The sequence below is a fragment of the Pseudomonas sp. MSSRFD41 genome, from assembly GCF_014230245.1.
Taxonomy (GTDB): Bacteria; Pseudomonadota; Gammaproteobacteria; order Pseudomonadales; family Pseudomonadaceae; genus Aquipseudomonas; species Aquipseudomonas piscis.
On record NZ_JACKZK010000016.1, the window covers coordinates 83454 to 99226 of the forward strand.

General features: G+C 62.5%; 12 protein-coding genes. 3 read left to right on the forward strand and 9 right to left on the reverse strand.

What is annotated here, in order from left to right:
* Both H7A76_RS22270 and H7A76_RS22275 read right to left on the reverse strand, forming a co-directional pair.
* Positions 1 to 3144 carry an efflux RND transporter permease subunit gene (locus tag H7A76_RS22270; protein ID WP_185700496.1) on the reverse strand — a complete coding sequence of 1048 codons (3144 nt, stop codon included), beginning with the start codon at positions 3142 to 3144 and terminating at the stop codon, positions 1 to 3.
* A gap of 26 nt (positions 3145 to 3170) precedes the next feature.
* On the reverse strand, positions 3171 to 4325 hold the full coding sequence (locus tag H7A76_RS22275; protein WP_185700497.1) for an efflux RND transporter periplasmic adaptor subunit: 1155 nt from the start codon (positions 4323 to 4325) through the stop codon (positions 3171 to 3173).
* 166 nt (positions 4326 to 4491) lie between these two features.
* Here H7A76_RS22275 and H7A76_RS22280 point away from each other — a divergent pair, with 166 nt between their 5' ends.
* A complete protein-coding gene (locus tag H7A76_RS22280) occupies positions 4492 to 5055 on the forward strand; it encodes a helix-turn-helix domain-containing protein (RefSeq protein ID WP_185700498.1) in 564 nt (187 codons plus the stop codon).
* Between the two features lie 118 nt (positions 5056 to 5173).
* Here H7A76_RS22280 and H7A76_RS22285 read toward each other — a convergent pair whose 3' ends face one another.
* Positions 5174 to 6196, reverse strand: coding sequence for a helix-turn-helix transcriptional regulator (locus tag H7A76_RS22285; RefSeq protein ID WP_185700499.1), 1023 nt, complete (start codon positions 6194 to 6196; stop codon positions 5174 to 5176).
* A 79-nt stretch (positions 6197 to 6275) separates the two neighbouring features.
* On the opposite strand from H7A76_RS22285, the gene H7A76_RS22290 reads away from it, so the two are divergent.
* Both H7A76_RS22290 and nadA read left to right on the forward strand, forming a co-directional pair.
* Complete coding sequence (locus tag H7A76_RS22290) at positions 6276 to 7154, forward strand: phytanoyl-CoA dioxygenase family protein (RefSeq protein ID WP_185700500.1); 879 nt, start codon at positions 6276 to 6278, stop codon at positions 7152 to 7154.
* Between the two features lie 249 nt (positions 7155 to 7403).
* Positions 7404 to 8462, forward strand: a complete 1059-nt coding sequence (gene nadA / locus H7A76_RS22295) for a quinolinate synthase NadA (protein ID WP_185700501.1) — start codon at positions 7404 to 7406, stop codon at positions 8460 to 8462.
* 61 nt (positions 8463 to 8523) lie between these two features.
* Here nadA and H7A76_RS22300 read toward each other — a convergent pair whose 3' ends face one another.
* From H7A76_RS22300 to gcvH, 6 genes are all read right to left on the reverse strand, one after another.
* On the reverse strand, positions 8524 to 9012 hold the full coding sequence (locus tag H7A76_RS22300) for an RDD family protein (protein ID WP_185700502.1): 489 nt from the start codon (positions 9010 to 9012) through the stop codon (positions 8524 to 8526).
* A gap of 96 nt (positions 9013 to 9108) precedes the next feature.
* Positions 9109 to 9321 (reverse strand): cold-shock protein, encoded by a 213-nt coding sequence (locus tag H7A76_RS22305; protein ID WP_007977299.1) that lies wholly within the window; start codon positions 9319 to 9321, stop codon positions 9109 to 9111.
* 391 nt (positions 9322 to 9712) lie between these two features.
* Positions 9713 to 10837 (reverse strand): glycine cleavage system aminomethyltransferase GcvT, encoded by a 1125-nt coding sequence (gene gcvT, locus H7A76_RS22310; RefSeq protein WP_185700503.1) that lies wholly within the window; start codon positions 10835 to 10837, stop codon positions 9713 to 9715.
* Between the two features lie 39 nt (positions 10838 to 10876).
* Complete coding sequence (locus H7A76_RS22315) at positions 10877 to 12253, reverse strand: L-serine ammonia-lyase (RefSeq protein ID WP_185700504.1); 1377 nt, start codon at positions 12251 to 12253, stop codon at positions 10877 to 10879.
* Positions 12254 to 12374: 121 nt separating this feature from the next.
* Positions 12375 to 15224, reverse strand: coding sequence for an aminomethyl-transferring glycine dehydrogenase (gene gcvP / locus H7A76_RS22320; RefSeq protein ID WP_185700505.1), 2850 nt, complete (start codon positions 15222 to 15224; stop codon positions 12375 to 12377).
* A 10-nt stretch (positions 15225 to 15234) separates the two neighbouring features.
* Positions 15235 to 15618, reverse strand: coding sequence for a glycine cleavage system protein GcvH (gcvH, locus tag H7A76_RS22325; RefSeq protein ID WP_185700506.1), 384 nt, complete (start codon positions 15616 to 15618; stop codon positions 15235 to 15237).
* Between the last annotated feature and the right edge of the window lie 155 nt (positions 15619 to 15773).

Here is a 15773-nt window from a genome sequence, read left to right on the forward strand (position 1 = left end):
TTACTCCTTCAGTGCTTCTGGAACCGTGTCGTTTGGCTGCTGCATGGGCCGCTTCCTGGGCAACAGGCCCAGGACCGAGACGAAGAAGATCGGTACGAGTATTACCCCCAGGAAGGTGGCTGAGATCATCCCGCCAATGACCCCGGTCCCGATCGCCTTCTGGCTGGCTGCGCCGGCGCCGACGGCCAGAGTCAGGGGTATCACGCCGAGGATGAAGGCCATCGAGGTCATGATGATCGGGCGAAAGCGCAGGCGCGCCGCCTCAACGGCTGCCTCCTTCAATGAGCGGCCTTGTTCGAGCAGATCCTTGGCGAACTCGACGATCAGGATCGCGTTCTTCGCCGCCAGCCCGATGATGGTGATCAGTCCCACCTTGAAATAGACGTCGTTGGGCATGCCGGCGATGGTCACCGCAGCCACGGCACCGAGGGCTCCGATGGGAACGATGAGCATGACACTCATGGGAATGGCCCAGCTCTCGTAGAGCGCCACCAGCAGCAGGAACACCACGACAACCGCTAGAAGCAGCAACTGACCGGCCTGTCCGCTGGCGACTTTTTCCTGATAGGACAGGCCGGTCCACTCGTAGCCGATCCCGGCGGGTAGCTGGCTGGCCAGCTTCTCCATCTCCGCCATGGCCTCACCGGTGCTGGTGCCCGGCGCGGCATCGCCGGCAATCTTGATGCTGGGGTAGGCGTTGTACCTGACGATCTGCACCGGGCCTTCTTCCCATTTCAGCGTTACGAAGGCGCTCAGTGGCACAAGGTTGCCGCTGCTGTTGCCGACATAGAGATTGAGGATGGTCTCTGGCCGGACCCGGTCCTCGGCCCGGGCTTGGATCACTACCCGTTGCTGGCGTCCGGCATTGGAGAAGTCGTTGATCACCGCAGACCCGAAGGCATTGGCCAGCGCGTTGCTGATGGCGTCGAAACCCACCCCCATGGCCTGGGCTTTTTCTCGATCGATGGCTACGCGCAATTGTGGTGCTTCGTTCAGTCCTTCCATCATGGCGTAGAGGATCTTCGGGTTGGCGTTGGCTTTTTCCAGCAATTGGTCCCGTGCTTCGAGCAAGGCTTCACGTCCGACGTTGCCGCGATCCTGCAAGCGCAGGGCAAAGCCTCCGGAATTGCCAAGGCCTTCGATGGGCGGCGGACTGATCGCCAGTACAGTGCCGTCCGATGCCTGGGCAAAACGTTCGTTGAGTTTCTGGGTTTCGACGGCAGCGGATTGTTCGGTGTCGCGTTCGGCCCAATCCTTGAGGCTAGGGAAAATCAGCGCGGCATTCTCGCCCATCCCCGAGAAGCTGTAGCCCATCAAGAGGAACGTGGACGCCGTGGCGGGGCGAGCTAGCAGGTACTGTTCCAGTTCGTCGCTGACGGCCGATGTGCGCTCGCGGGTGGCTCCGGGCGGCAACTGGATGTCGACGATCGTATAACCCTGGTCTTCGTTGGGCACGAATGATTCCGGGAGCCGCAGGTAGGTCAGGCCCAGCACTGCCAAGAGGCCCGCGTAGATCAGCATGTAGCGCCCGGTCTGTTTCACCAGGCGAGTGTTGAGCACGCTGTAGCGTTCGGTCAGGGCAGCGAAATACCGATTGAACGCGCCGAAGAACCCGCGCTTTGGCTCATGGCCGTGAATCACCGGCTTGAGTAGGGTGGCGCAGAGTGCGGGGGTGAAGGTCAGGGCGAGGAAGCCGGAGAACAGGATGGAAATGGCCAGCGAGATGGAGAATTGCCGGTAGATCACCCCTACCGACCCCCCCATCAGGGCCAGCGGCAGGAACACCGCGGCTAGGACCAGGGTGATCCCGATGATGGCGCCGGACACTTGTTGCATCGCCTTGGCCGTGGCCTCGACCGGAGACAGGCCCTCCTCGGCCATGATCCGCTCGACGTTCTCCACCACCACGATGGCGTCGTCCACCAGGATGCCGATGGCCAACACCATGCCGAACATGGTCATCATGTTCACCGAGAAGCCCAGCAGGTACATCACCGCCAGGGTACCGAGCAGGCACACCGGCACCACGATGGATGGAATCAGGGTGTAGCGCACGTTCTGCAGGAACAGGAACATCACCAGGAACACCAGAACCATCGCCTCGAGCAGCGTGTAGATGACTTTCTCGATCGCGACCTTGACGAATCTGGAAGTGTCGTAGGGCACGACGAACTCGACGTTGTCCGGAAAGTACGGGGATAGTTCGGCGAGGCGTGTCTTGACGGCCTCGGCGGTGGCCAGGGCGTTGGCACCTGGCGACAATTGCACGGCGCTGCCTACGGCAGGTTGTCCGTTGAGGCGGGTGGCAAAACTGTAGTCCTGGCTACCAATCTCCACACGTGCCACGTCGCGGAGCTTGACCTGGGAACCATCGGTGTTGGCCCGCAAGACGATTTCGCCGAATTCGGCTGGCGTGCTCAGGGTGCCCTTGACCGCCAGGGTCGCGGTGACCTGTTGTTTGCCGGGTGTTGGCGCGGCGCCGAAGCTGCCAGCGGGGACTTCGACGTTCTGGGCTTTGATCGCGTTGCTCACGTCGTCGATGGACAACCCGAAGCCGATCAGCTTCTGGGTATCGACCCAGACTCGCATGGCCCCCTCTGCGGCAAAGAACTGCAGCTTGCCGACTCCCTGCAAGCGGCGGATCTCCGGGTTGATGGTGCGCGCCATGTAGTCCGCCAGGGCGCTGGTGTCATCGCCGGCTTGACTGTTCTTGTACTTGAGGGCGTAGATCATCAGGAAGCCGGAAGTGGTCTGCTCGACCTCCAGCCCTTGAGTGAGCACCGGTTGGGGTAGCCTGGCCTCTGCCTGCTTCAGGCGATTCTGCACGTCGACCTGGGCCAGGTCCGGATCGGTTCCCGGACTGAAGGTCACGATGATTTCGGCCACGCCGTTGGAGTTACTGGCGGACTCGAAATAGAGCAGGCCCTTGGCGCCGCTGAGTTCTTCCTCGATGACACTGGTAACGGAGTTGGTCAGCGTCGTGGCGGAGGCGCCAGGATAGGTTGCATAAATGTTGATCTGTGGTGGGGCGACATCCGGGTATTGCGCCACTGGCAAGGAGGGGATCAGCAAAAGCCCGAACATCGAGATGAACAGGGCCACGACCCAGGCAAAGTTGGGACGCTGGATAAAAAACGCAGGCATGGTGGGTTCCTCTGCTTCTTGCCGCTTCAGTCAGTCGACGTCTGTCGCGGATGATTTGCCGAAGGCGTGAGGTTGACCTTGTCGCCTGCGCTCAGGCCGTCCAGGTTGCTCACCACCACCAGCTCGCCGGTCTTCAGACCCTCGGTGATGTGCCAGCGTGATGCATGCATGTCTCCCGTCTGGACCAGGCGTGGTTCGAGCAGATTTTCATCATTCACCACCCAGACCTGTGCCTGACCCTGCTTGTCACGCTGGATGGCCCGTTGCGGCACCAGGACCGCCTGGTGATCGGTGCCCTGGGGAGCGCTGACCCGAACATACATGCCAGGCAGCAGCAAGCGATCTTCATTGGCAAAGTGTCCGCGCAGGGTTACCTGTCCGGTACCGGGATCGACCGCTACATCGGCAAACAGCAACTCGCCTTCGCGGTTGTATCGGGTGTCGTCTATCTGTACCCGCAGGCGTTGGTCGGAGTCGGTCGAGAGTGTGCCGTCGGCCAATGCGGCCTTGAGCCTGATGGCTTGCGAGGCTGACTGGTTGAAGTCCACATAGATCGGGTCAAGCTGCTTGATCTCGGCCATTAGCGAGGCCTCGCCCTGGCCGACCAGTGCTCCCTCTGTGACCATAGCCTTGCCGATCTTGCCGGAAATGGGAGCCCTGACGTAGGCGTAGCCCAGGTTCAGTTGGGCCGTCTCCAGGTCTGCCCGTGCGCTGTGCTGTGCCGCCTTGGCGCGTTCCAGCGTGGCGACAGCGGTGTCGAAATCCTCCGAACTGATGGCATTGATCGCGACCAGAGGTTCGTAGCGCTTGACCTTCGATTGAGCATCCATGACATCGGCGCTGGCTTTTGCCAATTCACCCTGGGCCCGGGCGAGCGCCGCCTTCATGGGGGCCGGGTCGATCTCGAACAGCAGGTCTCCGCTCTTGACCTCGGCCCCTTCTTCGAAATGGCGTTTGGTGACGATACCGGCAACTCGGGCACGGATTTCCGCAACGCGTATCGGTTCGACCCGCCCGGGTAGCTGGGCGGTCAGTTGCAGTGTCTGGGAGGCGACTCTCTCGACGCTGACCAGCTTGATGGTCGGCTCTTGTGCAGGTTGCTCCTGCAGGCATCCCGCAAGGCTGGCCGGCGTCAGGCAGGTTACTAGTGCCAGGACTCGGCAGCGGACTTTGCTATCCATTTTTCCCCTCAAAGGCTTAACGGTTTAAAGGGGTGGGATGATGTCATTTGGATTTTTTTGGAGCAATATTGATCCACAATGATTTACAGTGTTTCATTTGGTGCTAAATGTTTCATGGTGCTCCCGTCAGGTGATTGGGTCACCACCGGCTAGCAGGGAGTAGGAAGTGTTCAGGAACAGCCCAGACGAGCGCACATTGCGCTTATTGGCCCAGGCCATTGCAGCTCGGCCCCACGCCACCTTGAGGGAGCTTGCAACGTTGGCGGGGATGAGCAAGGCGAGTCTCCATCGGTTCTGCGGTACTCGGGACAACTTGGTCGAGATGCTTCTCGATCATGCTTCGAAGGTGCTCAATCATCTGGTTATTGGGGCAGAGTTGCATGCCTCCAGTCCGGGTAGCGCCCTGCAACGTTTGACCGCCAGGCACCTGGAGCAGAGCGAGTTCATTCATTTCCTGATGTTCCAGACTCCCCCCGATACCTTGAGGGAGTCCAACGGTGGCGAGCGTTGGCGGGGCTATATCCAGGCCCTGGACGAGTTTTTCCTACAGGGGCAGCAAGCAGGCGCTTTCCGTATCGAGCTGTCAGCAGTGGCCATGTCGGAATTGTTCATGGCGACGGTATGGGCGGTCATCGATGCCGGGCGGCGAGGGCGGATTGCTCGTGCCGGATGCAGCCATATGATCGAGACCTTCTTCCTTTCGGGAACTGGACGGCAGCGGGGTGATTGAGACCTGTGCGGTTCAGTGACTCATATCGCTACGACCATCGCTCACCAGAGTGATGTAGCCAGGTTCACGAGTCTCGTTGGTGGAGAGCCGCTTGCCGATACCTCGCGCAGGGGAAGAGTCAGCCGGTTCTATTCACCCGCCGCCCACCGCGATAGGCTCCTGGCGGAAGCCCAGTCCATTGCTTGAAGGCACGTTGGAACGCACTGGGTTCGGAGTAGCCCAGCAGGTGTGCCAGGTCTGCGACGCTCATCGTTCCGCGTGCCAGTTGGGCGCAGGCCAGGTCGCGCCGCAGGTCTTCGCGGATACCGAGGAAGCTGGTGCCCAGGCTTGCCAGCTTGCGTGCCAGGGTTTGTCGGGAAAGCCCCAGGGCCTGGGCTGCAGCGATCTCGGACAGGCTGGCGAAGGGCTCGGCCGCGCAAAGCAGGCTGCGCAGCTGGGTCTCGAGGTGGGGCGCGGGAGCTTGCGCGATCAGGGTCGGCACCAAGTGGCGGGTGAAACGTGCCACTTCCTCGGGGCGACGCATGATCGGGGCACGCAGGCTGGCCACTGGTAGTTCCAGCAGGGCCCTGGTACCGCACAGGGGCTGGTGGCCGAACAGGAAGCGCGATTGCGGGGCGAACGTGGCGAGTTGCTCGGGAAGGACAATCTGGCGCAACGGCAGGGTTTGCCCTGTGAGCCAGCTTGCGCTGTGCCAGAGCGCCAGTAGCAACATATGGGGCCAGAGCGTGGAGTCGGCCTGGGCTTTTGTTCGGGGAACCAGTACCAAGCGGGCACTGTTGAGGTCCTTTTCCAGCTGCCAGGGCCGTGCACCATCGAACAATTGGTAAAAACGCGCTGCTTCTTCAAGAGCGTCGGCCAGGGTGGGTAGGTGCACCAGCAGTCGCAGCAATTGCGCGAAGCTTCCCAGCGGGACGGGCCGGGCGAAGAACCCGAAGGCTTCGTCGTGACTGGCTCCTACGGCCAGCCGGCTCAAGGCCCGGTAGGTGAGAGGAGCCAGCCGATGACCGTCACGCAGCATCTCCCTGGACAACCCGCAGCGTTGCAGCAGGGCGTCGTGGGTGGTTGCATCCAGGCGCAACTGGGCCAGCAGTTCGCGGGCAAAGCGGGCGGGAATGGTCGGGGCAACGATCCAGTCGGTCATGTCAGTTGAGGCAAAGCGTCATTGGCGGTTGCGCCAGGGTCCTACAAATTGATGCGACCTACCACCCGGGAGCAGCGCAATGAATAACAAGACCTTGCCCGAGCAGCACGACTACATGCACAGCGGTTATGCCAGGACCCATCCCTCGACCGCCGGCAGCCAGGAAGCCGTGGCACCGGCGCTGCTGGAAAACCTTGTCAGGGACTTGCAGCGCGATGGCTTCGTGGTGCTCGAGCGCCTGTTCGATGAGCAGCAGGTGGATGAGATGCGCAGGGCGCTTGGTGGGCTCTTTTCGCATCACACCGGACGCAATGCCTTCGAGGGCATGCGTACCCAGCGTTTGTATGCGGTGATCGCCAAGACCTTGGCTTGCAACCCTCTGGTGGAGCATCCGCTGGTGCTCGGACTGCTGGATCGGATCCTGGCACCGAACTACCTGCTGTCCCAACTGCAGGCCATCAATATCCTGCCGGGAGAGTCCGCGCAGAGCCTGCATTACGATGATGCGTTCTATCCGATGGCGCGTCCGCGGCCACCTTATGGCGCAGCCACGGTCATGGCGGTGGATGACTTCACCGCGGACAACGGCGCCACCCTGGTCATCCCCGGTAGCCATCTCTGGGATGGTCGCCTACCCACCGAGGCGGAGCGGGCCTGCGCGCAACCGGTGGTGATGCCCAAGGGATCGGTGGTGTTCTTTCTCGGCACGCTCTGGCATGGCGGTGGCGCCAATCGCAGCCAGGCACCGCGCTTGGCCCTGACGGCACAGTATTGCGAGCCCTGGGCACGCCAGCAGGAGAACTTCAGCCTGTCGATCCCGCGCGATACCGTGCGCCAGTGCAGCGAACACATCCAGCGTTTGCTGGGCTACTCGATCCATGCGCCGTTCATGGGCATGGTCAATGGCATGCATCCCAAGCGGGTACTGGAGGAGCCCTCCAGCTTGGGCGCCGACTGAGTGCCAATGGCCGTTGGCCCGGTCGAGCCGCTAGCCGGGCCAACAGCGTTTTGCCCGTCAGTCGGTATGCACTGTGAAGATCAGCCGGCGGACAGAATAAGCTTTTGAATACCCGGGATATTCTGTAGCCTTGCGCGGCTCCAACGTTGTCCGTGCCTGATGAATTCACTCTCCCGGCGGGGCCCTGAGCGGTCCGGAGCCGGTGGTATACTCGACTTTCGCGCCCAAGCGCCTGCAGGTCTTGCGAACATGACGCAAATTTCCGAACGCCTTCTGGTTCAAGCCCACCTCGACGCCAAGCAACCCGTGCCGTTGAGTGCCGAGCAAGAAGCCCATTTCCGTACCGCCATCGCGGCTGAGCTCAAGGCCCAGGACGCGGTGCTGGTTGCCCACTTCTATTGCGATCCGGTGATCCAGGCCCTGGCCGAAGAGACCGGTGGCTGTGTTTCCGACTCCCTGGAAATGGCCCGTTTCGGCAATGCCCATCCGGCCAAGACCGTGGTGGTGGCCGGGGTGCGCTTCATGGGCGAGACGGCGAAGATCCTCAACCCCGAAAAACGCGTGCTCATGCCGACCCTGGAAGCCACCTGTTCCCTGGACCTGGGGTGCCCGGTGGATGAGTTCTCGGCGTTCTGCGACCAGCATCCCGAGCGCACCGTGGTGGTGTATGCCAACACCTCCGCTGCGGTGAAGGCCCGGGCCGACTGGGTGGTGACTTCCAGCTGCGCCCTGGAGATCGTCGAGAGCCTGATGGACAACGGCGAGAAGATCATCTGGGGGCCCGACAAGCACCTGGGCACCTACATCCAGCGCCAGACCGGCGCCGACATGCTGCTGTGGGACGGTGCCTGCATCGTCCACGAAGAGTTCAAGTCCAAGCAGCTCGAAGACATGCGGGCGTTGTATCCGGATGCGGCGATCCTGGTGCACCCGGAGTCGCCCAGCTCGGTGATCGAACTGGCCGATGCGGTGGGTTCCACCAGCCAGTTGATCGCTGCGGCGCAGCGCCTGCCGAACAAGACCTTCATCGTCGCCACCGACCGCGGCATTTTCTACAAGATGCAGCAGCTGTGTCCGGACAAGGTGTTCATCGAGGCACCTACTGCGGGCAACGGCGCGGCCTGCCGCAGTTGTGCCCACTGCCCGTGGATGGCCATGAACACCCTGGAGCGTACCCTGCATTGCCTGCAGCAGGGCAGCAACGAGATCCATGTGGACCCGGCGCTGATCCCCAACGCCATCCGCCCGCTCAAGCGCATGCTGGATTTCACCCAGGCCGCGCGGATGAAGCTGGCCGGCAACGCCTGAGGCTGTTGTCACGGACAAGAAAACGCCCCGATCCGTCGGGGCGTTTTTCATTGGGGACGGATTATTTCTTCCGCTTGGGGATGCGCACCAACTGGGTGTTGGAATAGATGTCGTGCCAGCTGCGTTTCTGCTTGTCCACCAGCACCCAGAAAAAGCCCAGGCCGGCACATAGCCAGGAGGCGATGGACACCATGAAGCGCAGCAGCGCTTGCCACAGGCTGATACGGCTGCCGTCGGCGTTCTGTACCCGGATGCCCCAGACCTGCATGCCCAGGGTCTGGCCGGAGTGGGTCCAGAACTTGGCGAAGAAACCGAACAGCACGAACAACAGGACCGTGGAGTACAGCGGATCACCATCCAGGGCCCCGGACTCGGTCAGGGCGCGCATGCGGGTTTCGCCAATGATCTGCATCTGGATCAGCTTGTAGATGCCGCCCGTGACGATCAGCAGGGCGACGCACAACAGGAAGTCATAGAACATCGCTGCCAGGCGACGGCCCAGGCCGGCGGCGGGGTATTCGCCCTGGGGGCTTAGCAGGTGTTTGGGCATGACAGGCTCTCGTCTGGAAAAAGAAGCCATTTTACGGATTTGCGCGCACAAAAAAGCCCCTGATGTCAGCATCAGGGGCTTTTTCGTTGCAGACGATTAAGCTTCAGCTTGTACTTCGTCAGCCTGCATGCCTTTCTGGCCTTGCACAGCGATGAAGGTCACTTTCTGGCCTTCTTTCAGGCTCTTGAAGCCGTTACCTTGAATGGCGCGGAAGTGTACGAACAGATCCGGACCGCTCTCTGGAGTGATAAAACCAAAACCTTTCTCGTCGTTAAACCACTTGACGGTACCGCTCTGACGTTGGGACATTTCTTATTTCCTTTGACGCTAAAAAATTAATGACAGTCTCTTCCTTGGGGAAGAGTACTGGGCTGGGTTGCAGGAAAGTAAGAGACGTCGAACGGGTGTAGCAAACTTGTTAGCTACTGCCCAGGTCACGATTCCAAGCGACCCATGCAAACACAGTGGGGAGACTCTACGCCAACTATGGGAGAAAAAACAAGCCCCGCGAAGCCCCGGTTTTACACAGCTTGCCGAGGTTTGGCGGAACTAGCGTGCACGGCTTATTCGATAGAGTTGTTCAATTGTTTTCGAGCGTTATAAGTGCCTTTCAGTATCGAAAATATGCACTGTTTTATGGCGGTGGCGTTACAGATTAGTGCACTTTTAACGCAACCGCGTTACTTATAGAAACAGTCGTTTAGCCGCGATAGTAGCGTTGAGGCACGAATGGCATTTTGCTTACAAGCATTGGCACCTTTTTCCCACGAACTATTGCGCAAACCTGCGTGTCGAGCGCTGTGTACCGGATATCCAGGTAACCCATGGCCAGCGGGCCGCCCAGGGTCGGGCCGAAACCGCCGCTGCAGACACTGCCGATGATATTGCCGTCGGCATCGACGATTTCCGCACCTTCGCGAACCGGCGTGCGCTCCTGGGGCAGCAGGCCGACACGCTTGCGCGCCACGCCCTCTTGCTGCTGGGCGAAGATCACTGCGGCACCGGGGAAGCCACCCGCCCGTGGGCCGTCGGCCCGACGGGCCTTGGAGATGGCCCAGAGCAGGCTGGCCTGGATCGGCGTGGTCTGTTCGTTCATGTCATGGCCATAGAGGCAAAGGCCGGCTTCCAGGCGCAGCGAATCGCGGGCGCCGAGGCCGATCGGGGCCACTTCCGGTTCGGCCAGCAGGGCGCGGGCGATCTTCTCGGCCTGGGCCGTGGGGATCGAGATTTCGAAGCCGTCTTCGCCGGTGTAGCCCGAACGACTGACGAAGCAGTCGACGCCCAGCAGCGTCACCGGCTTGAACTGCATGAAGGTCATCTGCGCCACTTGCGGCGCCAGGCGCGCCAGCACGGTGACTGCCGCCGGGCCTTGCAGGGCCAGCAGGGCACGCTCCTCGAACAGCGGCTGGATCTCGCACTGCTCGCCAATGTGCCGGCGCAGGTGGGCCAGGTCCTGGTCCTTGCAGGCGGCGTTGACCACCAGGAACAGTTGCTCGTCGCCCAGGTTGGCCACCATCAGGTCGTCGAGAATGCCGCCTTGTTCATTGGTGAACATGGCGTAGCGCTGCATGCCCACCGGCAGGTCGATGATATCCACCGGCACCAGGGTCTCCAGGGCCTGGGCGGCGTTGGCGCCGCGCAGCAGCATCTGGCCCATGTGGGACACATCGAACAGCCCGGCCTGCTCGCGGCTGTGCTGGTGTTCCTTCATCACGCCCAATGGGTACTGCACCGGCATGTCGTAGCCGGCGAACGGCACCATGCGCGCGCCGAGTTCCAGGTGCAGGCTGTGCAATGGGGTTTTCAACAGTGTTTGGGTGGACATGACGACTCCTGAAAAATGGACCGAGACCCAGTGTGGGTATCAGCACTCGATGATGTTCACGGCCAGACCGCCACGGGCGGTCTCCTTGTATTTGCTTTTCATGTCGGCGCCGGTCTGGCGCATGGTGCGGATGACCTTGTCCAGGGACACGAAGTGCTGCCCGTCTCCGCGCAAGGCCATGCGCACCGCGTTGATGGCTTTCACCGAACCCATGGCGTTGCGCTCGATGCAGGGCACCTGCACCAGTCCGCCGATGGGATCGCAGGTCAGCCCGAGGTTGTGCTCCATGCCGATTTCCGCGGCGTTCTCCACTTGCTGCACGCTGCCGCCCAGGACTTCGCACAGGGCACCGGCGGCCATCGAGCAGGCCACGCCCACTTCACCCTGGCAGCCGACTTCGGCGCCGGAGATCGAGGCGTTTTCCTTGTACAGGATGCCGATGGCGGCGGCAGTCAGGAGAAAACGCACCACCCCGTCCTCATTGGCCCCGGGAATGAAGCGCATGTAGTAGTGCAGGACCGCCGGGATGATGCCGGCCGCGCCGTTGGTGGGGGCGGTGACCACCCGACCGCCATTGGCGTTTTCCTCGTTGACCGCCAGGGCGTAGAGGTTGACCCAATCCAGTACCGACAGCGCATCGCGCAGCGCGGCTTCCGGGTGCTTGCACAACTGCCGGTACAGGGCCGGGGCCCGGCGCTTGACCTTGAGCCCGCCGGGCAATATCCCTTCATGCCGGCAGCCGGCATCCACGCAATCCTGCATGACCTGCCAGATCTTCAGCAGGCCCTCGCGGGTCTGGGCTTCCGGGCGCCAGGCGCTTTCGTTGCCCAGCATCACCTGGCTGATGGACAGGCCGTAGGTGCTGCAATGCTGCATCAGCTCCCGGGCGGTCTTGAAAGGAAAGGTGAGTGGCGTGGCGTCCTCGACGATGCGGTCGGCGCCGGCGGCGTCTTCATCGACGACGAAACCACCGCCCACGGAGTAGTACTCGCGGCTGCGGATCTGCAATCCGGCGCTATCGAAGGCACGGAAGATCATGCCGTTGGGGTGATAGGGCAGGGGCTTGCGGATCAGCGCCAGGTGTTCTTTCTCGTTGAACGCGATGCGTTGTTCGCCGAGCAGGTTGATGCTTGCGCTGCTGCGTATCGCGTGCAGGCGAGCGCCGATGCTTTCGGTATCCACGGTGTCCGGGTGTTCGCCTTCCAGACCCAGCAGCACGGCCTTGTCGCTGCCGTGGCCCTTGCCGGTGGCGCCCAGCGAGCCATACAGCTCGACCTTGACGCTGGCGGTGGCGGCCAGCAGCTGTTCACGCCGCAAGCCCTCGACGAAGCGCGCGGCTGCGCGCATCGGGCCGACGGTGTGGGAGCTGGAGGGGCCGATGCCGATCTTGAACAGGTCGAACACGCTCAGGGACATGTTGGTTCTCCGGTTTCTTGTTATAGCGGCAGCTGTAAGTCGCAAGCCGCAAGCCGCAAGCCGCAAGTCAGAAGTCGGGCAACTCTTGCTTGCAGCTTGAGGCTATTAGCTTGTGGCTGCCTTAAGCGTAGTTTTCGATCGACGGGCAGGCGCACACCAGGTTGCGGTCGCCGAACACGTTGTCGACCCGGCCCACCGGTGGCCAGTACTTGCCTTCGACCAGCGACGCCACCGGGTACACCGCCTGCTCGCGGCTGTACGGGTGCGTCCACTCGCCCACCAGTTCCGCCGCAGTGTGCGGAGCGTTCTTCAGTGGATTGTCATCCTTGTCCAGGGTGCCGTTCTCCACGGCGCGGATCTCCTCGCGGATGCGGATCATGGCGTCGCAGAAACGATCCAGTTCTTCCTTGGACTCGCTTTCGGTCGGTTCGATCATCAGCGTGCCGGCCACCGGGAACGACATGGTCGGGGCATGGAAGCCGAAGTCGATCAGGCGCTTGGCCACGTCGTCGACGCTGATGCCGCTGCTGTCCTTGAGTGGACGCAGGTCGAGGATGCACTCGTGGGCCACCAGGCCGTTGCTACCGGTATAGAGCACGGGGTAGTGCTCTTCCAGGCGCCGGGCGATGTAGTTGGCGTTGAGGATCGCCAATTGCGAGGCACGCTTGAGCCCGGCACCGCCCATCATGCGGATGTACATCCAGGTGATCGGCAGGATGCTGGCGCTGCCGAAAGGCGCGGCGCTGACGGCGCCCTGCTTGTTGTCCAGCACCGCGTGGCCCGGCATGAACGGTGCCAGGTGCGACTTGACGCCGATCGGGCCGACACCCGGGCCGCCACCGCCATGGGGAATGCAGAAGGTCTTGTGCAGGTTCAGGTGGGACACGTCGCCGCCGAACTTGCCCGGGGCGCAGAGGCCGACCATGGCGTTCATGTTGGCGCCGTCGATGTACACCTGGCCGCCATTGTCATGAATGATGCCGCAGATCTCGCGGATGCCTTCCTCGAACACGCCGTGGGTCGACGGGTAGGTGATCATCAGCGCGGCCAGGTGCTCACGATGCTCGATGGCCTTGGCTCGCAGGTCCTCGATATCCACGTTGCCCCGGGCGTCGCAGGCGGTGACCACCACGCGCATGCCGGCCATGTTGGCGGTGGCCGGGTTGGTGCCGTGGGCCGAGGATGGAATCAGGCAGATATCGCGGCGGCCTTCGCCACGGCTCTGGTGATAGGCACGGATCGCCAGCAGGCCGGCGTACTCGCCCTGGGAGCCGGCGTTGGGCTGCAGCGACACGGCGTCATAGCCCGTGGCGGCGCAGAGCATCGCCTCCAGTTCGTCGGTCAGTTGCTGGTAGCCGGCGCTTTGCTCGGTCGGGGCGAAGGGGTGCAACGCGCCGAACTCGGCCCAGGTGATCGGGATCATCTCGCTGGCGGCGTTGAGCTTCATGGTGCACGAGCCCAGCGGGATCATGGTGCGATCCAGGGCCAGGTCCTTGTCCGCCAGCTTGCGCAGGTAGCGCATCAGCTCGGTTTCCGAGTGGTAGCGGTTGAACACCGGGTGGCTGAGGATCGCCGACTGGCGTACCAGCGCCGCTGGAATGCGGCTGGAGACGGCCTGGGCCACGCTGGCGAAGTCCGGTACCGGCTTGCCTTCGGCCAGCAGCTGCCACAGGGTTTCGACGTCGGCCTGGGAGCAGGTCTCGTCCAGGGACAGGCCCAGGCGCTCGGCGTCGATCACCCGCAGGTTGATGCGCTGCGCACGCGCTTGTTCATGCAATGCGCCAGTGCGGGCGCCGGTGTGCAGGCTCAGGGTATCGAAGAAGTCCTGCTGTTCCGGGGCCAGGCCGAGTTGCGCCAGGCCCTGGGCGAGGATCGCGGTCAGCTGGTGGATGCGCTGGGCGATCTGCACCAGGCCCTTGGGACCGTGGTACACGGCATACATGCTGGCGATGTTGGCCAGCAGGACCTGGGCGGTGCAGATGTTGCTGGTGGCCTTCTCGCGACGGATGTGCTGTTCGCGGGTCTGCATGGCCAGGCGCAGCGCCGGCTTGCCGAAACGGTCCACCGAGACGCCGACCAGGCGGCCAGGCATGTCGCGCTTGAACGCATCGCGCGTGGAGAAATAGGCCGCGTGCGGGCCACCGAAGCCCAGTGGCACGCCAAAGCGCTGGGCGCTGCCGATGGCTACGTCGGCGCCGAATTCGCCCGGCGGGGTCAACAGGGTCAGGGCCAGCAGGTCGGCGGCCACGGCCACCAGGGCATTGGCCCCATGGAAACGTTCGGCCAGCTCACGGTAGTCGAACAGGTCGCCATTACTGGCCGGGTATTGCAGCAGGGCGCCGAAGAACGGGCTGACATCGGTCAACTGGCGTTCGTCGCCCACCACCACTTCGATGCCCAGGGGTTCGGCGCGGGTGCGCAGTACGTCCAGGGTCTGCGGGTGGCAATGCACGGAGGCGAAGAAGGCATGGCTGCCCTTGTTCTTGCTCAGGCGCTTGCAGAAGGTCATGGCTTCGGCGGCGGCGGTGCCTTCGTCGAGCAAGGAGGCGTTGGCGATCGGCAGGCCGGTCAGGTCGCTGATCAGGGTCTGGAAGTTCAGCAGGGCTTCCAGGCGGCCTTGGGAAATCTCCGGCTGGTATGGGGTATAGGCGGTGTACCAGGCCGGGTTTTCCAGCAGGTTGCGCAGGATCGGCGAAGGCGTATGGCAGCTGTAGTAGCCCTGGCCGATATAAGTCTTGAACAGCTGGTTGTTGGCGGCGATGGCCTTGATCGAAGCCAGGGCATCGGCTTCGCTCTGGCCGGCGCCGAGTTCCAGCACGCTGGTGCCCTTGATGCTCTCGGGGATCACGCTGGCGCTCAGGGCTTCCAGGGAGTCGAAGCCCAGGCGGTTGAGCATGGCTTGCTCGTCGTCCTGGCGTGGGCCGATATGGCGGCTGATGAATTCGTTGGCGGTGGTGAGGTTGACGGTCATCACGGATTCCTCAGGCTTGGGCGTTGGCTTTGATCAGGCGGTCGTAGGCGTCCTGGTCGAGCAGTTGGCCAACAGTGCCGGCATCGGCAGGAATGAAGCGGAAGAACCAGCCTTCGCCCAGCGGGTCTTCGTTGACCAGTTCCGGGCGGTCTTCCAGGGCCGGGTTGATGGCGACCACTTCGCCGTCCAGGGGCATGTACACGCCGCTGGCAGCCTTCACCGATTCCACGGTGGCGGCTTCGGCGCCCTTGTCGTAGCCCTGCAATTCGGGCAGTTGCACGAACACCACATCGCCCAGGGCGTTCTGCGCGAAAGCCGTGATGCCAACGGTGACGCTGCCATCGGCTTCAGCACGCAGCCATTCGTGATCTTCGGTAAAACGCAACTCGCTCATGGAAACTCCTCAGGGGCCAGATTTCGTCTGGTGGACGCGATTGAATGCTCGTGCGGGGCCGAGCCGAATGGCGATATCCATAGCAAGAACATGGCCAATTTGTATTTATTCTTTATAAATCAATTGCTTGAGTTATTTTGGCGAGCAAATGACTG